The sequence below is a fragment of the Xanthobacter nonsaccharivorans genome, assembly GCF_043194755.2.
In the GTDB taxonomy this organism is placed as follows: Bacteria; Pseudomonadota; Alphaproteobacteria; order Rhizobiales; family Xanthobacteraceae; genus Xanthobacter; species Xanthobacter autotrophicus_G.
Map to the genome: position 1 here is coordinate 2992960 of NZ_CM195526.1, position 23847 is coordinate 3016806.

Consider the following 23847-nt stretch of genomic DNA (forward strand, 5'->3'; position numbering starts at 1 on the left):
GTTCATCCGGCCTTCTCGGACATCATGCGGGACAGAAGGAACTGGTCCGCCTCGTAGGATGCGGCCCAGTTGTCCCGGCTTTCGGCATCGACGGCGCGCTTGGTCATGGCCAGCGGCAGGGCCGGGCACCGGGCCATCTCAAGGGCCCACGCCTTCGCCATCTCCACCGCACCGCCCTGGGGTGCCAGCCGGTCGGCAAGGCCCATCTCCACGGCGGCTGCGGCGGGCACGGTCTCGTCGGCGAACAGGAGGCGCTTGGCGCGCGTCGGCCCCACGAGGGCCACCAGCAGCGAGAGCCCGCCCCAGCCCAGCGTCATGCCAAGCCGCACCTCGGGAAAGCGAAAGAAGGCGCCCTCCCCCGCCACGCGGAAGTCCGCCGCCATGGCGAGAATGCCGCCGCCGCCGATGGCCGGCCCCTCCACCGCCGCGATCACCACTTGCGGCAGGCGCCGCCAGCGCTCGATCAGGCGCCCGCCCGCCGCCATGGCGCGGTGGCGGGCGGCGAGGTCCGCGTCGGGCCGCCAGAGGTCCGCGTCCGCAAGGTCCACGCCGGCGGAGAAGCGGGTGGGCGTGCCCGTGAGCACCACGGCCTTCAGCGTGGTATCCGCCTCCAGCCCCGCCGCCACCGTGGTGAGTTCCTCGATGGCCGCGAAGCTTAGGGCATTGGCCTTTCCGCCACGGTCGTAGCGCACCACGCAGAGCGCGCCATCCCGTTCGATTTCCACCATTTTCATGGGGCCTGCGGCTCCTCCCAGAGCATGTTTCCCTTTACATACTACTGAGTATGTTGCATAAGGACCAAGTCTTTGCAACAGGCGCCAACGGCATCGAAAAGCATGCCGGAGAAGACCGGGAGGATGAGGATGGGAGAGCGGGAAGCCGCGCTTTCAGGCGCGCATGCGGTGCTGCGCACCATGCTGGAGCGCCACGCGGCGGAACGGCCCGAAGCACCTTTCGTGCAGTTCTGGCCCGGCCCTGCAGACGCCTCCACCTGGACCTATGCCGCCACCCTTGCCCATGTACGCCGGCGCGCCGCCACCCTCGCCCGCCATGGCGTGACGCGCGGCCAGCACGTGCTCTGCTTCATGGGCAACGGGCCGGACCTGCTCGCCACCTGGTTCGCCATCAATTACCTCGGCGCAGTCTATGTGCCCCTCAACACCGCCGTCCGCGGCCGGCCGCTGGAGCACATCCTCAACGATGCCGACGCGCCCCTGATGATCGCCGAGGCGGCCCTGCTGGACCGCCTGAAAGGCCTCTCCCCCGGCAGGCTGAAGACGGTTCTGACCGTGGCCGGCGCGCCCGCTGCGGTGGACGGCCTCGAGGTGCTGGCGCTGGAGGACCGGGACGATTACGACCCCGCGGTGCTGGAGCTGGACCGGCCCATCGCGCCGTGGGACACGCAGGCCATCATGTACACCTCGGGCACCACGGGGAACCCGAAGGGGGTGATATCCTCCTACACCCAGCTCTACACCATGGGGCCGGATGCCTTCGACGTCGCGGCGGATGACCGCTGTCTCATCTGCGGCCCCATCTTCCATTGCGGCTCGACGCTCTATGTCTATGCCCAGCTCGCCCGCGGCCTCTCCATCGGCATGATGCGGGAGTTCCGCACCCAGGAGTTCTGGCCGGCCGTGCGCGAGACCGGCTCCACCTATGTGCTGCTGCTCGGCGTCATGGCCAGCTTCCTGCTGAAGGCGCCCCCGTCCGCGGACGACCGCGCCCATCCGCTGCGCCGGGCCTTCATCACCCCCTTCGGCGAGGACGGCCCCGCCTTCGCCGAGCGCTTCGGGGTGGAGGCATGGACCATCTACAACATGACCGAGATCGCCAGCCCCCTGCATGCCGGCCCCGGCATCACCCGCAAGGGCATCGCCGGCGCCCCGCGGCCCTGGTTCGAGCTGCGCATCGTGGATGCCGACGACCTGGAGGTGCCGGACGGCGAGACGGGCGAGCTCATCATCCGCGCGCACCGGCCCTGGGCGCTGATGAAGGGCTATTACAACAATCCCGGCGCAACCGCCGAGGCGCTGCGCAACGGCTGGTTCCACACCGGCGACGGCTTCCGGCGCGACGCGGACGGCACCTATTTCTTCGTGGATCGGTTGAAGGATGTCATCCGCCGTCGCGGCGAGAACATCTCCTCCTTCGCTTTGGAAGCGGAGGTGCGCATCCATCCGGCGGTGAAGGAATGCGCGGCGGTGGCGGTGCCCAGCGCCTTTACGGAAGACGAGGTGCTGGTGGTGGTGACCCCGGTCGAGGGAGCAACCCTCGATGCGGCGGAGCTGATCTCCTTCCTCGCCGCCAGCGTGCCGCACTACATGGTGCCGCGTTATGTGCGGCAGGTGGAGGCCTTGCCCAAGACCTCCAGCGGCAAGGTGCAGAAACACGAGCTGCGTGCCGAGGGCGTCACGCCCGATACCTTCGACCGCGACGCTGCGGGCATCCGCATCAACCGCGCATCCTGAGGCACGCGGATAATTGCGCGCGCCCATCGCGAGGCCCCGCCCCACTTCTCTCCAGCGCCGATGGCGATGGGCGAACGCCGGGCGCGGTAGCGAAGGGCCATGGTACGGTAAAGGCGTTCCAGGCCCGCCGCTCAGGCCTTCGCGTCGAACGAAGGCGTCACCAGACCGTTCGTGGTGAGGCGCGGCTCGACCGCGGCGTGATGCGCTCCGTCCGTTGCCCGGCATAGGCACGCTCGACCGCGAAGGCGCGAGCCGTAGTGTGGCCGCATCGGACATGTGGTGCCAGGTCAGCTGCGGCGCGACCGCGGCTCCCCCGTCAACACTCCGGCTGATCCACCGCTTCCCTTTCCGCACAGTTTGCGAGCGCCTGGGGCAGCATGGCGGCGATGCGTGCGCCCCATTCCGCCTGCCCCTGCGGATGGGCGAGGAGGTCCTGCCGGATCTCGATGCCCACGTGAAGAAGGCCGCGCCGCTCCCCATGCTCGGGGATCGTCCAGTCGGTCGCGTCGCTCACGCTGTAGGGCTCATTGTCGCCGACGACGAGGTCCCGGTCCCGCCGGAGCGTGGCCAGCAGCGCGCCCGCAAACCGGGCATCGCGGTGATAGAGCACGCCCACATGCCAGGGGCGCCGCACGCCGCTGAAGACAGGCGTGAAGCTGTGCATGGCGACCAGCACGGTGGGCCGTCGCGCCGCCTGCCGGCGGTCGAGCTCGGCGGCGATGCGGGCATGGTAGGGCTGGAAGATCTCCCCTGTTCGCGCGGACCGTGCGGCAGCATCGAGGCCGCGATTGCCGGGCACCGGCGTGCCGTCGCTGGCCTCGGGGATGGAATCCGGCACGCCGGGCGGCCGATTGCAGTCGATCACCAGGCGGGAATAATTCTGTTGTATGAGGGTGGCATGAAGGATATCTGCCAGCCTGTGGCAGGCCCCGGCGATGCCGATATCCCACGCGATGTGACGTGCGCGATCCACGGCCGTGAGGCCGAGCGTGTCCAGCGCGCGTGGAAAGGCATTGCCCGCATGATCCGCGACGATGAGGAACGCGGATCCCCCATCGGCATTGATAACCGAGACCGGCGGCATGTCGCCCGCCGCCAGCAAGGGAAAAGTCCGGTCCACGGGAGATCCTCTCCGGCCGGCCGCGCCGTCGCGCGACGTTTCGATTTGCACGCACCATAGCCGACATAGCGGGCCCTGCCCGCACATCCCAGAGGTTCCAGATGCAAATCCACGCCGGCTACGAGATTTCCTACGCGTGCGCCCAGTCGACGCCCATGATCCTCACCCTGAGCGTGTATCCCTCGCGGATCGCCGACCTGGCGAGCTTCGACCGCATCCTGTTCGACCCGCCGCTGGTGGCCAATACCTACCACGACAGCTTCGGCAATTTCTGCCACGTCATCGAGGCTCCGGCCGGCCAGCTGACCATGCGCACCGATTTCGTGATCCGCGACAGCGGCAAGCCCGACGAAGTGGCCCACGACGCGGCCCAGCACGCGCTGGGCGACCTGCCCGTGGGCGTGCTGCAGTTCCTGCTCGGCAGCCGCTATTGCGAGACGGACCGGCTGACCGGCATCGCCTGGTCCATGTTCGGCCACTTGCCCAAGGGGTGGACGCTGGTGCAGGCCATCTGCGATTTCGTGCACAACCACATCGCCTTCGATTACGCCCATGCCAGCCCGCTGAAGACGGCCTTCGACGCCTACACGCAGAAGCAGGGCGTGTGCCGCGACTTCGCCCACCTCGCCATCACCCTGTGCCGCTGCATGAACATACCGGCGCGCTACTGCACCGGCTATCTCGGCGACATCGGCGTTCCGCCGGATCCGGCCCCGATGGATTTCAGCGCCTGGTTCGAGGTCTACCTGGGCGATCGCTGGTACACGTTCGATGCTAGGCACAACAGGCCCCGCATCGGCCGCATCCTCATGGCGCGCGGACGGGACGCCACCGACGTGGCCATCGTGACGTCCTTCGGACCCTCGACACTCTCGAGCTTCAAGGTCATGACCGTGGAAATGAGGGAAGCAGCGTAACCCATCGCCTTGGGCGGCCATTTCCCCTATACCATGACGTCAACCGGCTTCGGCCGGCCCATCCGAGCGAGCGGCCACAGGGTGGCCAGGGATTCGGGACGACCTTCGGATTGGAAATCTTTTGCAGGTTCTCGTCAGAGACAACAATATCGAGCAGGCACTCAAGGTTCTGAAGAAGCGGATGCAGCGGGAAGGTGTTTTCCGCGAAATGAAGCAGCGCCGCGCTTACGAAAAGCCCTCCGAAAAGCGTGCCCGCGAGCATGACGAAGCCATTCGTCGTCATCGCAAGGCAACCCGCAAGAAGGCACAGTGGGAAGGCCTGATCGCCGCCCCCAAGCGCCGGGTGAAGAAGCCGGCGACATCCGCGCCGCCCCGCTGAGAGGCCCATGCTGGGACGTGGGTTGAGAGGCCCTGTCCCAGCGTGCCCGAGGCCCTCACGCCCCCGTCAATAGAACGGCCTTGTGAGCTTCGCCGTCGCCAGGAGCCGGCCTTCGGCGTCGAGGGCATCCACATTCCAAGTATACATCCCCCCGACGCACGGGGGTCGGAACGACACGGCGCCACGCGGAACGGTTCCGCGCACCGGCAGCGGCACATCCGCCCCGCCGAGCTCGCGGCCGGCCTGGTTGACCAGCGCGAACCGGAGCTTCGTCGTTCCGGCCGGTACATTCTCCAGCAGAAATTCAGGGCTGCTTGGCTTCGGCGTGCACAGCTTCGTGCCGATCCAGGTAAAGTCGAGCGTCATGTCAGGGGAAAGCGCAAAGGCGCTTGAGGCAGTGCCGCAGAGAAGACACATCAATATACATAGTTTTTTCATGAGAACGCCTCTGGCTTCGATACAGAAGCCTCCGGCAAGCTACCACAGCGAAAACCGCAGCGTTGTCGCGGAATTGACATTTGATAAAAAAACGGCTCAGTCCACCAATATTAAAGCACCATCGACCGCAATGCGTGTTAGAAGAGCTTGATGAAAGCTAAATTCAAGCCTGACAATTGGGTCGAATTCGCCGAGGGCTTCCGCGCGCCGCCCGGGCGGTTCCGCATTCTGCGCGAGCTCCCGCCGGACAGGGGCGAGCCGAGCTACCGCATCAAGGGCGAACGCGAAGAGTTTGAGCGTGTCGCACGCGAGTCCGAATTGCGCCGCGCCTGAACAAAAAAGACAACGCGACTGATTAACGTATTTTGGGTCTTGCAATAAACACAATCCACCCCTAACTTCCATTTGTCTGATTTTGGCGGCTGATTTTTCTCTGATGCATTTCGGTGCATCTGGCGACGACTCCCTTCAATATCTAACTACCGTCCAACCTGATCCTACGGGTGGGACACTCTATGCACGATTGAAAGGAAATCGTCATGAATATCGGCACCGTGAAGTGGTTCAACGCCACCAAGGGTTTTGGCTTCATTCAGCCTGATGATGGCGGTGTGGACGTGTTCGTTCACATCTCGGCCGTCGAGCGGGCGGGGATGCAGACCCTTGCTGAAGGGCAGAAGCTCCAGTTCGACATTGTCCGCGACAACAAGTCCGGAAAGAATTCTGCAGGAAATCTTCAGGCCGCGTGATTATCCTGAACCATTGGCCACGGATGTACTGGCAATGGCTTGAGGCGATCTGAAGGTTGCAGTAGAAGGCCCCACCTCTTCGAGGCGGGGCTTTTTTGCTTTCGGCTTTCGGGCGACGTCCTACATGAAATATTTTGCAACCGCATGCATGTATTCGTGGTAGTACGTCCTATGACTCTTATCACGACACATCAGAACAACCTCTCCAGCGCCGAACGCCGACGCCAGCTAGAGGAATCCACCGCCCGCGCCATGGAGCGCTACAGGAGCGAATTCGAAGCCACCCGTGCCAAGACGTCCCGGCTGCGCGCCGAGCGCGAGGCCCGCCAGGAGGAAATCCCGGCAAAGCCCCGCAGCCGGATGCCCGCAAAGGGCCTTTGACGTCCAGGATCGTCCCGCCCCACCGCGCCGGAGGGGCACGATGGCACGGCCGAGGCGGACGGAGAAACATCAGGCTATCGCCTCACTCCACGGCCAGTCGCTCGGCCAATTCCGTCACATCATCCCAACCCAAATGGTGGCTTCCACCCGCCGTTTCCACATGAAGCCCGTCTTGCCTGACCGCCGCGGAGAATTCATCGTCGCTTCCGACCGGGCTCAAATAGATGAAGTCGGTACGCCGCCAGTCATAGGCCACGGCGGTGAATGCGCGCGACAATGTCCGCCCCTCTTCCAGGGTCAGGTCGAAATACACCTGCTCGCTCAACATCATCCGCAGCATTTCGCCGAGCATCCGATGCGGCACGCGTTTGACGAGGGGATAGCTCATGTATTGTCGCTCAATATCGCTTCTGGACAGGCCTTCGAGCGCCGGGCGTTTCCGGATGATGGGGCCATCGCCGGAGGCCAGACGGCTTCAGCTCCCTGCGATGGAGCCCGCATCCTGAAGAGCCGCGTTCCTGCCCCCAGCGCCCGGCCCCATCGTCGGACCTGTTCGCATCGGACCTGCCGGCTCCCTGCCTAAACAGCGCGAACCTCTTCCGGCTTCGCGATGAACTCCAATCGGTCAACCTGATCGAAGTCCGCGATCGGCACCTCGAATACGAAGCGGTTCGGATACCAGAAACTGGCATAGGGCAGGAACAGGCTGCCCGATGACAGGCTCGCCAATTGCCGCGGGCCCGCAAACAGATCCGCTTCGAAGCCGCCCCCGTTTGTCGGCGCCGCCGTGTTGTCGCCGAACACCTCGAACTGGACGAACAGCTTCGCCGAAGGAACGCCCGCCTCGACGGTCTTGATCGCGATGACGCGAAGATCCTGGAAGCGACGACCGATCTTGCCATCCGGCAGAAGTTGCAGGAACTCGTGCACGCGCCCCTTCTTGACCACGGTGGCTTCGACCAGAGGCACACCCAGATCAGCCAATCCGGCAGGCTTAGCGGGTGCCAATGTCACGACAGTGCGGGTTTCCTGCAACGCGGGCAAGATGAGCTCCTGTTAGGATTCAACGTCGCAAACCCGACCAAAAATCCGGGTCCGCCCCACCCCAAGCACATTGCGCGCCAAATCGGTGAGCCAACCCTAGGTGCGTCGGCGGCGGCAGAACCCTGACCCCGCCCCGCCTCGGATCACCGGAAGCGACCGGCCTATCCTGCACTCTCCGGAGTGCAGAAACCTACCTATGTCTTTGATTTTTCATAAAATCTAAATCAGCCGGCAGCAGCCGAGCCATGAATGGCGCCAGGGGCGGAATGAAATAACTATCAAGTTGATATCACTGCACCCGACAACCGTGCCGAATAAGGGTCGAATCCTGGTGCTGCCCGTCGAGATGGCGCAGGATGTCTCGGGCCGCGGCGAAGGCGATGTCCCGCCGCACGCTGTCCACCGCTGAGCCGATGTGCGGAGTGAGCACCGTGCGCGGGTGGGCGAGGAGGCGTGGCTCGATACCGGCCGGGCGATCGGCGCGGGCCCAGTCCTCGGTCTCGAACACATCGGCCGCATAGCCACCGAGCCGGCCAGCCTCCAGTGCATCGGCCACCGCCGCTTCGTCCACCAGAGAGCCGCGGGCGGGATTGATCAGCAGCGCACCGGGTTTCATGGCCGCGAGCGCGGCGGCATCGATCAGGTGGCGCGAGGCCTCCGTGAGCGGCAGAGCGAGCACCAGATAGTCGCTGCGCGCGATGATGTCGGCGAGGTCGCGCCGCAGCAGCCCCTGGGCATCCTCGGCGGCGGGCGAGAGGGGCTGCGCGTCGCAATAGGACAGGCGGCAGCGGAACGGCCGCAGCCGGTGGGCGATGGCCTGCCCCACCGCGCCCATGCCGACGATGCCGACCTCCGCCCCGTCGAGGCCCATGCCGTAGAGCACCGGCCGCCAGCCGGCGAAGGGCCGGTCGCGCACCAGCCGGTCGCCGGCGAGCAGGTTGCGCCCCAGCGTGATCATCAGCCCCACCGCCAGCTCCGCGGTGGGCGCGGTGAGCAGGTCCGGCACGATGGTCACCGCCACGCCGCGGGCGCGGCAGGCTTCTCTGTCGAAATTGTCGGCACCCTTCAGGGCGCAGGCGACAATCTCGAGGTCCGGGCAGGCGTCGAGGAAAGCCGCGTCCACATGGTCCGTCATGAAGGCGAGCATGGCATCCGCGTCACGGGCGCGGCGCAGGAGCTCGTCGCGCGGCCACGGTTCGCGGGTGGTATTGGCCTCCACCGGACCGCGTGTGGAAAGCAGGTCCAGCACCTCGGGATGCACCCAGTTGGTAACGAGGGTCTTGCGGGCCATGGCAGGTCTCTTCGTTGGTCTCTTGGCAGAGGTCTCTTGGCAGGTGTCTTGGCAGGTGTCTTGGCAGCTCTCTTGCGAGAACCGGGAAGGCTCAGACGGAGGCGGAGCAGAAGGCGGCGAAGCGCCGGGCCAGGGAGGATTGGGGGCTCTCCCGGCCGAGGCCGATGAACAGCGTCTTGAAGATGTCCGCCTCCTCCAGCTCCAGCATGGCGAGGATGCCGGCCTTCACCTCCTCGGCCACGGCGTAGGCGAACACCACTGAGAGGCCGAGCCCGGCCTTCACCGCCTCCTTCACCGCGGCGGTGCTGCCGAGCTGGCGAGCGACGCGCAGGCGCGCCGCATCGGGCCCGAACACGCCGGCAAGGGCCCGACCGGTGCCGGTGCCCGGCTCGCCGCCGATGACGGGATGGTCGAGCAGCACCTGGCGGGGAATGCAGCGCGCCTGCGCCAGCGGATGATCCGGGGCGGCGATGACCACCAGCTTCTCGCGGCGCCAGCCCTGCCATTCCACGGCGGGGTGCTCCTCGCTCCATTCGGTCAGGGCAACGTCGGCCTCGCCGCAGGCCAGCGCATCCACCGCATGGCGGTTGGTGGTGATGGCAAGGTCCACCGCCCCCGGCCGGCCGAGATCGCGCTCGAAGGCGGCGACGAGGCGGGGGGCGAGATAGACGCCCACATTGCCCGAGGCGTGCACCACCAGCCGGCGATCGGCGACGAGGGCGCGGGCGCGCTCGGCGGCGGCGACGAGGGAACGCGCCCTGGGCAGGAACAGCTCGCCGTCGCGGGTGGGCACCGCCCGGCTGCGGTTGCGCACCACCAGGGGCACGCCAACGAACTCCTCCAGCTTGCGCAACTGCTGGGACACCGCCGGCTGCGAGCAGGCAAGCCGCTCGGCCGCCGACTGGATGCCCCCCTCGTCGATGACCGCGAGAAAGGTCTGAACCTGCGACAGATTCAGCATGCCTGTGCGTCTCCCCTCACGCCGCCGCAGCGGCGGCCCGTTACCCACCCACCATATGCAATAAGTGAATAGTTATAGCAATTAGATAGTGAATTGGAATTTTTCTCTGTGCCACCCTGACGGGATCGATCCGCCGTGATCTGGTGTGAAAAGCGGCCTATCCCGGCGATCTTCCGGTGCATCAGGCGACCGCAGCGGCTCCATTGTCATCAGAGTGAAATATAATCGTTGTTTGAGTTTCATTGAGATTTGGAATTTTCACGACGCCGAGGCGGGAGTTGCCGCCGCAAGGCGGGCATCCCCGCCGGCGCGGCCATCGCGCCGCGCACCACCAACCCATGAGGTCGACATGATCACCCGTCGTCGGTTCGGGGCGCTCGCCGCCTCCGCGCTCTCGCTTCCGCTCGTCGCCCGGGCCGCGCACGGCCAGCAGATGCGCGACGGCAAGCTGCACCTGCGCTTCGCCATCGCCCCCGTGCGGCCGACCCCCGCCATCACCATCAAGGAGTTCGAGCCGGTGTTCCGCTATCTCGCGGGCGAGCTCGGCGCCACCTACGAGCTGGTGAGCCCGGAGAGCTGGGCCGCGGTGTCGGTGGCCATGAGCAATGGACACGTGGATGTGGGCTGGCTCGGCCCGTGGGGCTATGTGCTCGCCAACCAGCGCGTGGGCACCGAGGTGATCGCCACCGCCAAGTATCGCGGCAAGCCCTTCTACCACGCCATCATCGAGGGCCGGCCGGGCCTGCCGATCAAGACCTTCCCGCAGGACGCCAAGGGCATGAAGCTGTCCCTGAGCGACCAGGGCAACACCTCCGGCTGGCTCATCCCCTACGCCTTCCTGGTGAAGAGCGGCGTCGACCCGCGGGAGTATTTCCAGCTGCGCGAGGGCGCCACCTTCGGCAACAACGTGTCCATGATCCAGCAGGGGCTCATCGACCTCGGCTCCAACATGGACCGCGGCCGCTACGGCATGATCGAGGCCGGCGAGATGGATCCCGCCAAGGTGGTGGTCTACTGGACCTCCCAGGAACTGCCGAACGACGCCATCTGCGTGCCCAAGGGCTTCGACCCGGCGCTGAAGGCGAAGATCCGCGACATCCTCGTCTCCCTGCCGGAGGACAAGGCGCAGGTCCTTATGGGCAGCGGCTACAACGGCTTCGTGCCCGCCACCCATGCCGACTACGGCATCATCGAGGAGGCCGGCCGCGTCACCGGCAAGCTGAAGTCCTGATCCGCGCCGCCGGTGCCTGCGGGCACCGGCTTCCCGCGCCCGGCGCGCCCGGGCATCCCGCGGGAGACTGCCAGGAAACCGCCAGGAAACTGCCATGACCATCGCAAGCTTCGACGACACCCGCTACGCCGAGCCGGCACGGCCCTGGCTGACCTGGAGCAACCTGCGGCGCGCGCTGGTCTTCCTCGCCGTCGCCGGCTTCCTCGGCGCCTGCGTCTCGGCGGCCCGGGTGGACCCGGCCAAGCTGGTGGACGGCCTGCCGAAAATCGCCTCCTGGTTCACCCAGATGTTCCCGCCAGACCTGCGCGACTTCGACCGGGTGCTGCGCGACGCCTTCCAGACCCTGGCCATGGCGACGGTGGGCACCATCGGCGCCCTCGTGGTGTGCATCCCACTGGTGCCGCTGGCGGCGCGCAACACCACGCCCAACCTGCTGCTTTACCGCGCGGTGCGGGCGCTGCTGGGGGTTCTGCGCGGCACCGAGATTCTGGTGTTCGCGCTCATCTTCGTGGCCGCGGTGGGGTTCGGCCCGTTCACCGGCGTGCTGGCCATCCTATTCAACATGGTGGGGGCGCTGGGCAAGCTGCTCACCGAGGTGATCGAGCCCGCCGATCCCGGCCCTGTGGAGGCGGTGGAGCTCACCGGCGCCGGCCCGGTGCGCGCCTTCCGCTATGCCCTGCTGCCGGACGTGTGGCCGAACATCGTCGCCGTCACCCTCTACATCTGGGAGTTCAACGTGCGGGCCTCCACGGTGCTGGGCATCGTCGGGGCCGGCGGCATCGGCCAGACGCTGAAGGATTCCATCGACCTCCTGGACTTCCCCAAGATGGCCACCGTGCTCGGCGTCATCCTCGCCATGGTGATCGCCATCGACACCCTCAGCGCCTATCTGCGCCGCCTCGTGCTGAGCCCGGAGGCCGCCGCCACCCGCGCCGGAACGCCGGCGCGCCTCTCCGATGGCGAAGGCCGCGCCTGACCGGCCCGACGGGAGCCTGCCATGAACATCGTCACCTCCGGGCACCTTCCGCCCTACCGCTCGCTCGCCGCCGAGGACGGCGCCGCCATCGTGGTGCGCGACCTCAGCAAGGCGTTCCATGGCCGCACGGTGCTGGACCGCGTTTCCTGCACCGTGCCGGCCGGACAGTTCGTGGTGCTGCTCGGCCCCTCGGGCTGCGGCAAGTCCACCCTGTTCCGCTGCCTCACGCGGCTGGTGGAGCCGGACGCGGGAAGCGTCGCCATCCGCGGCACCGAGGTCACCGCGCTGAAGCCCGCCGCCCTCAAGGCGCTGCGGCGCGAGGTGGGCTTCGTGTTCCAGCAGTTCAATCTGGTGAAGCGCTTCAGCGCCATCGACAACGTGCTGGCGGCACGGCTCGCCGGCACCCCGCTGTGGCGCGTGCTGCTGCGCCGGTTCCACGCCCGGGACCGCCAGCTGGCGCTGGCCTGCCTCGACAGCGTGGGGCTGCTCGACCTCGCCTATCAGAGGGCGGAGCGGCTCTCCGGCGGGCAGCAGCAGCGGGTGGCCATCGCCCGCGCCTTCGCCCAGCAGGCGGAGCTGATCCTCGCCGACGAGCCCATCTCCAGCCTGGACCCCGACTCCTCCGAAAACGTGCTGCAGATCCTGCAGCGGGCAGCGCGGGAGCGCGGCTTCTCGGTGCTGTGCAGCCTGCACCAGGTGGATCTCGCGGTGCGCTATGCCGACCGCATCATCGCCCTGCGCGGCGGCCGGCTGTTCTTCGACGGGCCGGCCTCGGCCTTCACCCCGGAGCTGCGGGAGGAGCTGTATCGTGCCCCCCGCCCCTGAGGCCGCCCGGCCGCCGGCCGCCCCCGACGACCCCGTGGAGCGCGCCGCCATCGCCGCGGCGCTGGCGCGCGGTGCCACCCGCGGGCGGCTTCTGGAAATCCTCCTCGAGGTGCGCGACGCCAAAGGGGGATCCGGCATCTCCGAGCCGGGGCTCCGCGCCGTGGCCGACCGGCTCGGCCTGTTCCCCTCCGAGGCCTACGAGGTGGCCACCGCCTTTCCGGCGGTCAACTATGCCACTGCCCGGCCCTATGCCACCGGGGAGCGCTGCGGCGACCTCGTCTGTGCCCTGCTCCACGGGGCGGGCGGCACCGGCGTGTGCCGCAACCGCTGCGACGGCGAGCGGCCGCAGCCGGCCCCGCGCGGCTTCGCGGCCTACCGGGCAGCGGGCGGCTACGCCATGGCGGGGCGGCTCATGGCCGATCCGGCCGCGGCGGCGGAAGTGCTGGGCCGCATCGATGCCCACCAGGCGGTGGGGCGCGCCGGCGTCGGCTTCCCGGTGGCGGAGAAGTGGCGGCAGGTGATGGCGGCCGAGGGCACGCCGGTGGTGATCGTGAACGGCGACGAGGGCGAGCTCGCCATCTTCAAGGACCGTTTCATCCTGGAGAACGAACCCCACGGCGTCATCGAGGCGGCGCTGGTGGCGGCCCGCACGGTGGGGGCGGACCGGGTGTTCCTCTATGTGCGGGACGACTACGCCCCCATCCACGCCATCCTGCGCCGCGCCCTGGAGGAGGTGGCGGCGGCCGGCCTCGCCGAGGGCCTCGCGCTGGAGCTGCGGCGCAGCGGCGGCGCCTTCATCTGCGGCGAGGAAACGGCGCTCATCGCCAGCCTGGAGGGCCGCCCGGCGCGCCCTGCCGAGCGCCCGCCCTTTCCCACCGCGCGCGGCTATCTGGGCCGGCCGACCCTGCTGCACAACGTGGAGACCTTCTACCGCATCACCGCGGCATGGGGCGGCGCGCCCGGCGCGCCGGCCGCCGCTTTGCTCCATCCCGAAACGCGGCTCCACAGCGTCTCCGGCCGGGTGCGCGCGCCGGGGCCGAAGCCGGTGCGCCGTCTCGCCCGCCTCGCCGACCTGGTGGAGATCGCCGGTGGCATGGCGGAGGGGCACGCCCTCGGCGGCATGGTGATCGGCGGCTCGTCGGGCACGCTGGTGACGGCCGACGACTGCCGCCGGCCTCTGGCGGAGCTCCTGGCCGCCGGCCTGCGGCTCGGCACCGGCGGCGCCATCGTGCTCGGCGCGGCGGATGATCCGCGGGCCGTCGCGGCGCGCATGGCCGCCTATCTGGCGCGGGAGAGCTGCGGCCAGTGCGGGCCCTGCCGGGTGGGCACGGCGAAGGCCGCGCAGGCGCTGGCCGGAGCCGGGGCGCTCGACCGGCCGCTGCTCGACGACCTCGCCACCGTCATGGGCGAGGCCTCCCTGTGCGCCCTGGGGCGCAATGCCGGCCGCTTCCTCGGCCGCCTCTCCACCCTCGCCGATCCGACCCCGTGACGTGCCGCCCATGACAAGCTTCTCCATCACCATCGACGGGCGCGCCATCGCGGCCCGTCCGGGCCAGAGCCTGCTTGCGGCGGCCACCGCCGCCGGGCTCGACTTGCCCCATCTGTGCGCCACCCCGCGGGAGGGCTTCGCTCCCATCGGCAGCTGCCGCACCTGCCTCGTGGAGGTGGAGGGCGAAGCGGACCTCGTGCCCGCCTGCCGCCATGCCGCCACCACCGGCCTCGTCGCGCGCACCGACACGCCCCGCGCCACGCGGGTGCGCCGCCTCGCCACCGAGCTGCTCGCCGCCGACATGAGCGCGGAGGCGGCCGCGCGCCATCCCGCCTCGCCCTTCCGCGATCTCGTGACGCGCACCGGCGCCGACCCCGACCGCTTCGGCCACCGCGCGGGCGGGCACCCGGCGGATGCCAGCCACCCCGCCATCGCCCTCGATCCCGATGCCTGCATCCGCTGCGGCAAATGCCGGGCGGGATGCCGCGACGTGCAGGTGAACGGCGTCATCGCCCTCGCCGGGCGCGGCGAGGGTCTCCACGTCGCCTTCGACGACGGCAGCCCCATGGGGACGAGCCATTGCGCCTCCTGCGGCGAGTGCGCCCAGCTCTGCCCCACCGGAGCGTTGGCGCCGAAGGCGCTTCAAGCCGCCGGCGGACCGGCCTCGGTGACGGCCAGCGGGGAGACGGTGTGCCCGTTCTGCAGCGTCGGCTGTCGCGTCACCCTGCACCTCGCCGGTGATCAGGTGGTGGTGTGGGCGGAGGGCGCCGACGGCCCGGCCAATCACGGCCGGCTGTGCGTGAAGGGCCGCTTCGGCTTCCCCTATCTGCGCCACCCGGACCGCCTGACGACCCCGCTGGTGCGCCGGGCCGACGCGCCGAAGGATGCCGGCCTCTCCCTGCGGGGCGCGGACGTGCTGGCGCTGTTCCGCCCGGCGGGCTGGGACGAGGCGCTGGACATGGCCGCCCGCGGCTTCGCCCGGGCGCGGCAGGCCCACGGCCCGCAGGCGCTCGCCGTGCTCGGCTCGGCCAAGGGCTCCAACGAGGACGCCTATTTGCTGCAGCGGCTTGCCCGCGAGGGCTTCAGCACGCCCCACGTGGACCATTGCACGCGGCTGTGCGCCTCGGTGCCGCCGCTGGCGGAAGCCACCGGCTTTTCCGCCGTCACCGCGCCCATCGAGGAGATCGCCGCCGCCGACGTGGTGCTGATGGTGGGCTCCAACCCGGACAGCAACCATCCCGTAGCTGCCTCCTTCATGAAGAACGCCTTCCGCCGCGGGGTGAAGCTCATCCTGGTGGATCCGGGCATGCAGGCTCTGTCGCGCTTCGCCACCCACCACCTGCGCACCGCGCCGGGCACGGATGTGGCCCTGCTCTCGGCCATGACCCGGCTGGTGATCGCGGAAGGCCGCCACGACCAGGCCTTCGTCGCCGACCGGCTGGAGGGGTTCGAGGCGCTGAAGGCACGGGTGGCGCCCTACACGCTCGATGTGGCGGAGCGGCTGACCGGGGTTCCCGCGGCCGAGATCGCGGCGGCGGCGCGGCTGTTCGCCGGGGCGGGCGCAGCCATGACCTTCTGGGGCATGGGCGCCTCCCAGCACGCCTTCGGCGCCGACAACATCCGCGCCGTCATCGCCCTCGCCTTGGCGTGCGGGCAGGTGGGCCGGCCCGGCGCCGGGCTCCACCCCCTGCGCGGACAGAACAACGTGCAGGGCTCCTGCGACGCCGGCCTGCTGCCCGCCTATCTGCCAGGCTACCGCCCCCTCGCCGCGCCGGGCCACACGGTGGTGGAGATGTTCGATGCCGCCCGCATGGGCGAGGTGCGCGCGCTCTACGTGGTGGGCGGCAACCCGGCCATGGCCAACCCCGACCTCGCCGCCACCCGCGCCGGCCTCGCCCGGCTGGAGCATCTGGTGGTGCAGGACATCTTCCCCACCGAGACGGCGGCCTTCGCCGACGTGATCCTGCCGGCCGCGGCGCTGGCGGAGCGCGCCGGCACCGTCACCAACACCGACCGGCTGGTGCAGCGCATCGCGCCCGCCGTGCCCCCGCCGGGGGAGGCGCGGGCCGACTGGCGCATCATCCGCGATCTGGGCGTGCGCCTCGGCCTGCCCTGGGCCGAGCTGACGGTGGAGCGCCTGTTCGACGAGATGGCGCGGGAGGTGCCCGCCCTCGCCGGCTTCGACTGGCCGCTGATGGAGCGCGCCGGCCACGCCCGCTATCCGCTGCGCCCGGCGCCGGAAGGCGACAGCCTGTTCGCCGACGGATTCGCCCGCGGGCCGCGGGCCGCGGTGGTGCCCCTCGACGCCACCGGCGCCGACGAGGCGCCCGACCCCGCCTTCCCCTTCATCCTGATGACCGGGCGCCTGCGCGAGCATTGGCACACCGGCAGCATGACGCGCCGCTCCCCGGTGCTGGAAGCGCTGAGCCCCGAGCCGCGCGCCCACATGCATCCGGACGACATGGCACGGCTGGGCATCGCCGCTCGCGGAACGGTGGAGGTGCGCACCCGCCGCGGCACAGTGCGCCTCGCCGCCTGGCCCGACGCCGCACTGCGGCCGGGGGTGGTGTGGATGGCCATGTCCTTCTTCGAGGCCGCCGCCAACGAGCTCACCGTGAACCGCCTCGACCCCACCACCCGGGTGCCAGAGTTCAAGTGCTGCGCTGCGGCGGTGAGTCTCGCGTAATGGCTGCGGCCGTCAGGCGCGAGGCGGGGCCTCTTGCGCAACGTCGACCTCACGATGCTCGCCGTCCACGTTGGTCGTGATCCGACAGGCCTTCAGATCGCCTGTGGCCTCGCACCTGAGCACCTTCTCGCGCGCTGTTCTCACCGCGATATCAAGCGATGTCCGGATGTGGCTCGTGACCATGGCGCCAATCCCCTCATTAGGGAGCGGTAGCCATGCATCCGCCCGGTCCGTGGGCCGCAAGGATAAGGTGGCGCCTTTGCAGGGCACGCGCACGGAGGCGGCACGGTCGAAGGCATCCTTCCCCCATCGTCCTGATGAAATTTAGCGGGGCGCCCGGTAGATATCGGCGGGCGCATCACCTCGCCCGCGGCACCTCTGGGGATGCCAAGGTCCGGTCATCACGTCGCGGCACAGGAACAGCCGTATCGCCCTCATCGCTCGTAGAGGCCAACCACCAGCGCTTCCGCAAGGAGGTGCTTGCGCGCGACTCGCTCCACCTCGGTGCAGGACGCGCCTTGCAGGATCGGCAGGTGCTCGACATCGACCGCCAGCGCGTGGAAGCGGTAGCGATGCGCCTTGTGCCCGTGCGGGGGACAGGCGCCGCCATAACCGATGCGACTGAAGTCGTTGATGCCGTGCCGGAATCCGAGCTGCTCCGCATGGCGGGCGGCATCCGGCCCCAAGGCCGTCACTTGAGGTGGGATGTCATAGGCCGCCCAGTGGTGCCAGGTGCCGGAAGGGGCGTCGGGATCCTCGCACAGGACCACGTAGCTTTTCGTGCTCGACGGCGCGCCGGTCCAGGCCAGAGGCGGCGAGATACCCTCCCCATCGCAGGTGAAGCTGCGCGGAAGGGGGGTTCCGTCGATGAATGCGGAAGACATGAGGCGCATGTCAGGGCTCTCCGTATTGCCCGCCCCCGTTCACAGCCTCCTTATTGGAGACACCGGAGGACGCCAAAGGCAAATGAACAGGTCCTGAGCCGCAGCCCGCACATCACGGCGCAGGCTTCGCGCTGCCGCCGGAGGCCTTCGCCGCATGGCTGGACGGCGCAACCGGCAAGGAAACGCTGCTGGAGTAGGCGCCGCCCAAGCTGCAGGAATGGGTCGTCTCGCAGCGCGTGAACAAAGCCGGTGTGGGTGATGACGATCCCGCGACCGTAGCACCGGCCGGTTGCCGATCTGGCCGCTGAAGCGCACGCTAGCGGCTCCAAGGGTGGCCATCCGAACAGGAGATACCTCACAAGGAGGAATTTTCGATGGAAACGCCGCTTAGAATCAGAAACGTCCTGTTCAAGGCCTTCGTCATCAATCTGGTGGTTATCACGTTGACGTGGCTGCTGTCGCTGGGCGGCGCCACGACAAACTTGATGACGGCGTTTTTCGGTTTCAGTGCCGATCAAACGCACATGTACATGGCCAACATCATCGGGTTCTGGAAGGTCCTGAATGTCGTCCTTTTCCTGGTCCCGGCACTCGCCATTCATTGGGAATATCGGACGAAGAGATAGCGCCTAAATCACTCCCCCATTGCCCCGATGAAGTGCTGTGGGGCGGCGTTACTTCCTTGCGCTTTTTTTTGCAAAGAAGTCGGCCACCTCTCCGGCCGCACCACCACCTTGCCCCCCACCGCCAAACGCCAATCGATCTCTTTTGCCTGTCCCAAGCCGGCAGAATCGTTGTGGGTCCGCCAATTGTAAAGAGCCCGAAACTGCACCCCGGTCACGGCTGCTTCCTGAGCCTCACGCCCGGCCCCTCGCCATTCTCCGCCACGAAGATCACGCCGGCAGTTTCAGAAGCAGCACGGAGGGGGCAATCAAGCTCGAACACCGCCCGCCTCATTCGCCGTGCGGATGGCGGCCTAAAATCGGCAACGATCAGCAAGCGGGCGGCCGCAGGCATCGCACAACATGCATACGAAAATTAGGAAGCGCGGCCCCATCGGTTCGTGCCGGACAACGGTGTTCTGGGGGCAGGTCGGCGGCCGATCACATGAAGCCGGGATTTCGCGGCAGATACTGCGTCCAGTCACCGTAGCCGTGCGACGCCATCAACAGCATCGGAAAGCTCATTCGCATGCCGCGATCGACCGCCAGGCTCAAGGCGCCGTCGCATGTGCCCGGCAGGAACGCCGATATCTTCTCGGCGGAGCCATCGGCCGCCAGCTTCAAGGCCGTCGCGAAGGCATCGCGCAGCATATCGGGCCGCGTGACCGCGAGGGGGCCGATGCGCCCGTTGGAGCCGACATAAGCGTAGCCGATGCAGGCGCCGCTGGCATGGAGCAAGGCCCCAGTGGTCGACGGGTCGTCGAGCAAGTAGCGGTGGTGCTTTCCCCGCGAGGTGCCGATGGCGCGAAGATCGATCTCGGCCAGCTTTTCCATGGTGGCGGGGCTGGCATCGATGGCGACAGCTTGCAACGACGGTTCGGGTAATCCCTGCGCTATCTGTTCGCGCGCGGCATGGAAAATGTAGATCGGCATCTTGGGAAAGAGGCCGTGCCGGATGTAAAGGCTCTGTGATACGCAGTTGAAGGTGAAGGTAATCAGCACCTTGTGAGCTGATCCCGACTGCCGGGCGTGCACCATGGCCCGCTCCAGCAGCTTGCCGCCGATGCCCTCGCCCTGCCGGGCCGGATCGACGAACAGCTGGGCGAGGAACCAGACATCCCCGCAAGCCCAGCTCCAGGCAAAGCCGAGAATCTCTCCCCCCTCCTCGGCGACCCACAGGCCGCCGGGATCGTCCCTGAGCGAGAACAGCTGAAAGTTGGGAGGGCCCGCCGTCACCATCGGGCCGAAGCCGTGCCGAACGGTAAGATCGTTAATGCTGGCGACCACCAGCGCATCAGCCGCAGCTAGATCGTCCGCCCGAGCCGGTCTGCAGACAAGCGACATTGGCCACCTCCGGCACCAGCTTCCCGCTCCGGGTATGAATTATAATTATAGCAGGTCCCGCAATCGCGGTCTCGGACCCAACGCCAGGGTAGGCGCCCAGCGCAAGCTGCTTCTGCTTTCCATCGAACCGGTAGACGAGGCGCCAGAGCTTTCCAGCGGCCGGAGTGACGAGCAGCTGAAGGCCCCCGCCATCGGATAATTTCTCAGCTTCGCAGCACGGACGGCAACGTCCGAAAGGGGCATCGTATTGGCATGATTATTGGCACCTGACGATGCCAACGGACACCCGATGACGCCTACCGACAGATAGCGCCCCGCCTTCGTTGATTTTTTTGATTCTTCGACGTGGATCGACGTCTTAAAGATGGGCAAATGGTGCCAGGGGCGGAATCACATAGACACAATATATGCATGAATTGAAAAGGAAATTTTTATTGTGGAAATTTTTCATGCCTACGAACGTGCCTACATATTCGGTTGCAGATGTGGTTCGATTCCCTTTTTGAAATATTATTGCGCGTTTTTGGCCTCGCGCGCACGAGGCGGAAGGAGGCCAGCCCCCTATTCGCCTTTGGCCTTCCGGGTGGCCTCCCTCTCGCCCTGGATGCGCAGGATGACTTCCACCTGCAGCACGGCGATCTCCAGCTCGTAGTCGCCCAGATTGTTCACCGCCGACACCATGCGGTCGATCAGCTGCGAGCGCGCTGTCGGCTCGGAGAGGTCTTCAGGCTCGCGCTTCACGCCGAGCAGCGCGTCGGGCGTGGTGCCCAGCGCCTTCGCAATCTTCACCAGCGTCGCCAAGTCCGGCTCCCTCGCCCCGCTCACATAGTGAAAGTAGCGACGCTCGTTCAGGCCGGCCCGGCGGGCGGCTTCGGCGTTGGACAGATTGAGCGCCGCGGCACGCGCTCGAAGATTGGCTGCAAAGAGATCCATAAGAACAAAATGTTCATGGCACCCCTTGTGCCGTATACGAACAAAATGTATATTAATATATGTCCATTATGTACGCAATCGCAACCATGACGAAATCAAACGCCTTCCATAATGCGACACTCGCCGCGCTCTTTCTCGCCACCCTCGCCCCCGTCCCCGCCTTGGCTCAGCACAGCGTCGAGTACGGCTACAAGGACCGCATCTTCGAGCAGAAGTATCTCCTCCCCGACAGCATCAACGCGTTCGAAGCGCGGAACTACCTGCTGATGTCCGGCATTCGCGCTCTGGCCACGGGCAGCGGGGACGTGCTCGATCGCCGCGTAATCGAGGCTGCCGGCGGCACATGCGCTGCGATTTTCATCAGAATGCAAGCGCCCCCCCCAAGCCGACGCCGGCTCAGGCCGCCATCGACAAAATGCCAAAGACAAGAGCGCCGGAGAGCGACGACGCCCTCATGCAGCAGCCTGCTTCGGAGAGCGAAAAGTGCATGGTTCAGATGCAGCTGTTCCAGGAGGCCTTCTCGGACAGCTTGTCCATGGACCATCAGCTCGCCGTACTGGCGCAGGTGATGCGCACGCGGTTCGCGGGCGAATGGCTGTCCCCATCCGAGCTAGCCGATCCACGGATGCAACGCGCGGCTGCGGGGCTTTACGCGATCGCCCAGCGCCTCTCCCGGCTCAAGGATCATGGCATCGACATCTCCTCCGAGGTCGACGGAAGTGCATCAGGGGAGAAGCAAGAAACGAAGCAGTCGTACAGGCGCCTTTTGCTCGAAAGCCATGACGCAGCCTTCCCTATGTACGATGCGGCGCTGACCGCTGCCGAGGAAGGCGCAGTCCGCGCCGTCGAGGAAGCACGTGAGCGGGAGGAAGCCGCCCGAAAGGAGGAAGTGCGCCACAGGTGGGAGCGGGAGCGTCAGGCGGCAGCCGCTTATGCACAGGAGGCGCGCAACCTTGAGATCGAGCGCTCCCGGCGCGAGAAGGAGGAACAGAACAAGCGGCAACGGGACGAACGCGACCGCCAGCCGCCTCCCGACACGGCGGAACGGCAGTCGCAGGTGGTCGCGGCCCTTCGCCGAACTCGTGCCGGGCACCCTCGCGGACGGCACCTCGGGCTTCCTGCTCAAGGACGGGATCATCGCGCGCACGGGGGGCGCGGCGCGCTGAACTTCTCTTTTCACGTCACACCATGGGGGATCAGATGAAAGCCGTACTGAAAAATCCGAGAACGGGCGAGCTGAAAGAGGTCAAAGTCGGGTTCAGCTTTGTGCTGTTCTTCTTTTCCGCGCTATTCGGCCTGCCGCTGTTCCTGCGTGGGCTCTATAGGCTCGGTGCCTTCATGGCCATCTGGCGCGTCTTCGTCATCGTGATGAGTGTGCTTCCGGGTGAGGAAACCCGCGCGGCCCTCGCCTCCCTTTTCCTTATGCTGGACACCGGCCTCATCGTCTGGCTCGGTCTGAAAGGCAACGAATACACCGCCAAGAACCTGCTCGAAAAAGGCTGGGTGTTCGCCAAGCCCGACAGCCTCGAAGCCCAATTCGCCATGTCCCGCTGGAAGATCGAGCCCGTGGCCGCAGCCGCGTTGCCGGGAAACGGCGGAACCGCCCCTGAGGCTCGTGGTATAGCCTCGCGCCCTTGGGCACGATGCGTCGAGAGGCCATGAGGCTACACATTGTCATCGGAGGGGCCGAAGCGCCGCGGCCGAGATTACGCAGGCGCAACGGCCGCTTGCAGCCACTTAGAAGCGCCACAGAGGCAGAACATGCGAACAGCCGCTCTCTTGTCGCTCTCTCCCTCGTCATGGCCGCTGGCGGCCTGTTTGCGCAGGCGCAGCAGATGCCGGCCGAATATATCGGCGTCTGGGCACATGAGCGCGGCTCGTGCGACCTCGCCGCTGCCGATGCCCATGGTGAGTTTCCGTTCCTCGTCGTGACGCGGGGCGGCTACGGGTGAGGCGGAGCGTGGGGTAACGGGGATGTCATGGTCGTGTCGTCGCAAAAATCGCCGTACCGAATCTAGGATTCCGGGATTGGGCAGCCTTGCCGTAACGCGACGCCTCTGGGCAACCTTGCCATTCTGCTTTCTGAAGACGTGGCATGACCCTAGACCGCCGCTGAAAGCTTCCGGCCTGGGGCAGCTGGCCCGCTTGGCTCATACGGGGCTAAAGGGCGGATTGCCGGTTGGCAGCTTCACAGAAAGAAGATCGCAAAACCGTCGCATTTGGCAAGTCCCTGAGGTTTCATAGGTTTGCCGAGAAGAGCGCCTCTGTCGTCTTGCCACGGCGGCCGGGCTCGCTTGCCAACACGCTAACGCGAGAAACTGGCCGATACTCGCAGATCTCAGCGTAAAGCTCTCGAACGGATTCATGATCGGCATTCGTGACGACGACCGCCGCGCCACGATCGATCGCTGATGCCACTGCGTCGCGCAATCTGATCTGGTCCTCCCACCCAAAAAGCGTTTCATTGTACTTTATGAAGCCATTGAGGTTGTGGCGAACAGTATACGGTGGATCCACGAAGACAAAATCGCCTTGCCTTGCGTGAGCGATCGTCGGTTCGAAGTCGCAGCAAACAAGCTCTGCGCGTTGCAATCGGCGTGATATTCCCTCGAAATCCTCATTGTCGAAAATAACCGTCGACTTTGTACCGATCGGTACGTTGAACACGCCTTTTAGGTTCACACGATAGAGCCCGTTCCAACAGGTGCGGTTGAGGTACATTGTGCGGGCCGCCCGATCGAGGCCGTCTTCCGGGACTCGAGACCGCAGATCATAATAGTAGCTGCGGCTATGCTGCGCATGATGGCGCTGCATCAACTCCATAAGCTCTCGCGGAGAGTCCCGCAGGACAGTATATAGGTGGATCAACTCGGCGTTGACGTCGGATAGAATGGCGCGCGCAGGCGCAAGGTGGAAAAAGATCGCTCCTCCACCCAGAAAAGGCTCGATATACCGATCATATGATGCCGGAAGCGGCAATTGATCCGAGTTAACGAGCCAACGTTTGCCGCCAGCCCATTTGAGGAACGGTTCTGTCACAGGCCGTGCCGTTGGACTGAGGGGGGT

29 protein-coding genes and 1 pseudogene are annotated in these 23847 nt (G+C 66.9%); 15 read left to right on the forward strand and 15 right to left on the reverse strand.

All coding sequences use genetic code 11. From position 1 onward, the window contains the following. Positions 1–2: 2 nt before the first annotated feature. Complete coding sequence (locus V5F59_RS13755) at positions 3–734, reverse strand: enoyl-CoA hydratase/isomerase family protein (protein WP_393978279.1); 732 nt, start codon at positions 732–734, stop codon at positions 3–5. A 129-nt stretch (positions 735–863) separates the two neighbouring features. On the opposite strand from V5F59_RS13755, the gene V5F59_RS13760 reads away from it, so the two are divergent. Beyond that, on the forward strand, positions 864–2471 hold the full coding sequence (locus V5F59_RS13760; protein WP_393978281.1) for an AMP-binding protein: 1608 nt from the start codon (positions 864–866) through the stop codon (positions 2469–2471). A 316-nt stretch (positions 2472–2787) separates the two neighbouring features. Here the strand turns inward: V5F59_RS13760 and V5F59_RS13765 are convergent, their stop codons facing one another. After that, positions 2788–3591: an N-formylglutamate amidohydrolase gene (locus V5F59_RS13765; protein ID WP_393978283.1), complete on the reverse strand. Its 804-nt coding sequence runs from the start codon at positions 3589–3591 to the stop codon at positions 2788–2790. Positions 3592–3692: 101 nt separating this feature from the next. Here V5F59_RS13765 and V5F59_RS13770 point away from each other — a divergent pair, with 101 nt between their 5' ends. Continuing rightward, complete coding sequence (locus V5F59_RS13770; protein ID WP_393978285.1) at positions 3693–4508, forward strand: transglutaminase-like domain-containing protein; 816 nt, start codon at positions 3693–3695, stop codon at positions 4506–4508. A gap of 121 nt (positions 4509–4629) precedes the next feature. After that, positions 4630–4887 carry a 30S ribosomal protein S21 gene (gene rpsU, locus V5F59_RS13775; protein WP_393978287.1) on the forward strand — a complete coding sequence of 86 codons (258 nt, stop codon included), beginning with the start codon at positions 4630–4632 and terminating at the stop codon, positions 4885–4887. A 66-nt stretch (positions 4888–4953) separates the two neighbouring features. Here rpsU and V5F59_RS13780 read toward each other — a convergent pair whose 3' ends face one another. Further along, positions 4954–5253 carry a hypothetical protein gene (locus tag V5F59_RS13780; RefSeq protein WP_393978289.1) on the reverse strand — a complete coding sequence of 100 codons (300 nt, stop codon included), beginning with the start codon at positions 5251–5253 and terminating at the stop codon, positions 4954–4956. 222 nt (positions 5254–5475) lie between these two features. Between V5F59_RS13780 and V5F59_RS13785 the strand changes: the two genes are divergently transcribed. The 3 genes from V5F59_RS13785 (at position 5476) to V5F59_RS13795 (ending at position 6455) form a co-directional block, all read left to right on the forward strand. Next, positions 5476–5658 (forward strand): hypothetical protein, encoded by a 183-nt coding sequence (locus tag V5F59_RS13785; RefSeq protein WP_393978291.1) that lies wholly within the window; start codon positions 5476–5478, stop codon positions 5656–5658. Positions 5659–5864: 206 nt separating this feature from the next. Beyond that, positions 5865–6074 carry a cold-shock protein gene (locus V5F59_RS13790; RefSeq protein WP_393978293.1) on the forward strand — a complete coding sequence of 70 codons (210 nt, stop codon included), beginning with the start codon at positions 5865–5867 and terminating at the stop codon, positions 6072–6074. A 171-nt stretch (positions 6075–6245) separates the two neighbouring features. Beyond that, the gene (locus tag V5F59_RS13795; protein ID WP_393978295.1) at positions 6246–6455 is read left to right on the forward strand and encodes a hypothetical protein; all 210 of its coding nucleotides are present in this window, start codon (positions 6246–6248) and stop codon (positions 6453–6455) included. Between the two features lie 82 nt (positions 6456–6537). Here V5F59_RS13795 and V5F59_RS13800 read toward each other — a convergent pair whose 3' ends face one another. From V5F59_RS13800 to V5F59_RS13815, 4 genes are all read right to left on the reverse strand, one after another. Beyond that, entirely contained in the window at positions 6538–6843 is a 306-nt protein-coding gene (locus V5F59_RS13800; RefSeq protein WP_393978297.1) for a hypothetical protein, read from the reverse strand. 191 nt (positions 6844–7034) lie between these two features. After that, entirely contained in the window at positions 7035–7499 is a 465-nt protein-coding gene (locus V5F59_RS13805) for a hypothetical protein (RefSeq protein ID WP_393978299.1), read from the reverse strand. A 289-nt stretch (positions 7500–7788) separates the two neighbouring features. Next, positions 7789–8790, reverse strand: coding sequence for a phosphonate dehydrogenase (locus V5F59_RS13810; RefSeq protein WP_393978301.1), 1002 nt, complete (start codon positions 8788–8790; stop codon positions 7789–7791). 91 nt (positions 8791–8881) lie between these two features. After that, positions 8882–9751, reverse strand: coding sequence for a LysR family transcriptional regulator (locus tag V5F59_RS13815; RefSeq protein WP_393978303.1), 870 nt, complete (start codon positions 9749–9751; stop codon positions 8882–8884). A 349-nt stretch (positions 9752–10100) separates the two neighbouring features. On the opposite strand from V5F59_RS13815, the gene V5F59_RS13820 reads away from it, so the two are divergent. The 5 genes from V5F59_RS13820 to V5F59_RS13840 all read left to right on the forward strand — a co-directional run bounded on the left by V5F59_RS13820 (position 10101) and on the right by V5F59_RS13840 (position 16958). Then, positions 10101–10982, forward strand: coding sequence for a phosphate/phosphite/phosphonate ABC transporter substrate-binding protein (locus tag V5F59_RS13820; protein WP_393978305.1), 882 nt, complete (start codon positions 10101–10103; stop codon positions 10980–10982). 94 nt (positions 10983–11076) lie between these two features. Next, positions 11077–11958, forward strand: coding sequence for a phosphonate ABC transporter, permease protein PhnE (phnE, locus tag V5F59_RS13825; RefSeq protein WP_393978307.1), 882 nt, complete (start codon positions 11077–11079; stop codon positions 11956–11958). 21 nt (positions 11959–11979) lie between these two features. Next, the gene (gene phnC / locus V5F59_RS13830) at positions 11980–12783 is read left to right on the forward strand and encodes a phosphonate ABC transporter ATP-binding protein (protein WP_393978309.1); all 804 of its coding nucleotides are present in this window, start codon (positions 11980–11982) and stop codon (positions 12781–12783) included. Then, the gene (locus V5F59_RS13835) at positions 12767–14272 is read left to right on the forward strand and encodes an NADH-ubiquinone oxidoreductase-F iron-sulfur binding region domain-containing protein (protein ID WP_393978311.1); all 1506 of its coding nucleotides are present in this window, start codon (positions 12767–12769) and stop codon (positions 14270–14272) included. The genes phnC and V5F59_RS13835 overlap by 17 nt, the downstream gene beginning before the upstream one ends. A gap of 10 nt (positions 14273–14282) precedes the next feature. After that, positions 14283–16958, forward strand: a complete 2676-nt coding sequence (locus V5F59_RS13840) for a molybdopterin-dependent oxidoreductase (RefSeq protein ID WP_393978313.1) — start codon at positions 14283–14285, stop codon at positions 16956–16958. A 434-nt stretch (positions 16959–17392) separates the two neighbouring features. On the opposite strand, the gene V5F59_RS13845 is transcribed toward V5F59_RS13840, so the two are convergent. After that, on the reverse strand, positions 17393–17851 hold the full coding sequence (locus V5F59_RS13845) for a YbhB/YbcL family Raf kinase inhibitor-like protein (RefSeq protein ID WP_393978315.1): 459 nt from the start codon (positions 17849–17851) through the stop codon (positions 17393–17395). A 365-nt stretch (positions 17852–18216) separates the two neighbouring features. On the opposite strand from V5F59_RS13845, the gene V5F59_RS13850 reads away from it, so the two are divergent. Beyond that, the gene (locus tag V5F59_RS13850) at positions 18217–18468 is read left to right on the forward strand and encodes a hypothetical protein (RefSeq protein WP_393978317.1); all 252 of its coding nucleotides are present in this window, start codon (positions 18217–18219) and stop codon (positions 18466–18468) included. Between the two features lie 8 nt (positions 18469–18476). On the opposite strand, the gene V5F59_RS13855 is transcribed toward V5F59_RS13850, so the two are convergent. The 6 genes and pseudogenes from V5F59_RS13855 to V5F59_RS13880 form a co-directional block, all read right to left on the reverse strand. Then, positions 18477–18683 carry a hypothetical protein gene (locus V5F59_RS13855; protein WP_393978319.1) on the reverse strand — a complete coding sequence of 69 codons (207 nt, stop codon included), beginning with the start codon at positions 18681–18683 and terminating at the stop codon, positions 18477–18479. After that, positions 18680–18766: pseudogene (locus V5F59_RS13860) on the reverse strand (transcriptional regulator); the annotation flags it as partial. The pseudogene V5F59_RS13860 and the gene V5F59_RS13855, both read right to left, overlap by 4 nt. 179 nt (positions 18767–18945) lie before the next feature. Further along, the gene (locus tag V5F59_RS13865) at positions 18946–19848 is read right to left on the reverse strand and encodes a GNAT family N-acetyltransferase (protein ID WP_393978321.1); all 903 of its coding nucleotides are present in this window, start codon (positions 19846–19848) and stop codon (positions 18946–18948) included. Beyond that, positions 19799–20023, reverse strand: coding sequence for an Arm DNA-binding domain-containing protein (locus tag V5F59_RS13870; RefSeq protein WP_393978620.1), 225 nt, complete (start codon positions 20021–20023; stop codon positions 19799–19801). Before V5F59_RS13870 ends, V5F59_RS13865 begins: the two co-directional genes overlap by 50 nt. 386 nt (positions 20024–20409) lie before the next feature. Next, positions 20410–20781, reverse strand: a complete 372-nt coding sequence (locus V5F59_RS13875; protein ID WP_393978323.1) for a helix-turn-helix domain-containing protein — start codon at positions 20779–20781, stop codon at positions 20410–20412. Positions 20782–20876: 95 nt separating this feature from the next. After that, complete coding sequence (locus V5F59_RS13880) at positions 20877–21152, reverse strand: hypothetical protein (RefSeq protein WP_393978325.1); 276 nt, start codon at positions 21150–21152, stop codon at positions 20877–20879. An 83-nt stretch (positions 21153–21235) separates the two neighbouring features. Here V5F59_RS13880 and V5F59_RS13885 point away from each other — a divergent pair, with 83 nt between their 5' ends. From V5F59_RS13885 to V5F59_RS13895, 3 genes are read left to right on the forward strand one after another with little or no spacing between them, the layout of a single operon-like run. Beyond that, positions 21236–21985: a hypothetical protein gene (locus tag V5F59_RS13885; RefSeq protein ID WP_393978327.1), complete on the forward strand. Its 750-nt coding sequence runs from the start codon at positions 21236–21238 to the stop codon at positions 21983–21985. Continuing rightward, positions 21982–22443, forward strand: coding sequence for a hypothetical protein (locus V5F59_RS13890; RefSeq protein WP_393978329.1), 462 nt, complete (start codon positions 21982–21984; stop codon positions 22441–22443). Before V5F59_RS13885 ends, V5F59_RS13890 begins: the two co-directional genes overlap by 4 nt. After that, positions 22440–22733 carry a hypothetical protein gene (locus tag V5F59_RS13895; RefSeq protein WP_393978331.1) on the forward strand — a complete coding sequence of 98 codons (294 nt, stop codon included), beginning with the start codon at positions 22440–22442 and terminating at the stop codon, positions 22731–22733. Before V5F59_RS13890 ends, V5F59_RS13895 begins: the two co-directional genes overlap by 4 nt. Before the next feature lie 286 nt (positions 22734–23019). Here the strand turns inward: V5F59_RS13895 and V5F59_RS13900 are convergent, their stop codons facing one another. Next, positions 23020–23820, reverse strand: a complete 801-nt coding sequence (locus V5F59_RS13900; RefSeq protein ID WP_393978333.1) for a DNA adenine methylase — start codon at positions 23818–23820, stop codon at positions 23020–23022. Between the last annotated feature and the right edge of the window lie 27 nt (positions 23821–23847).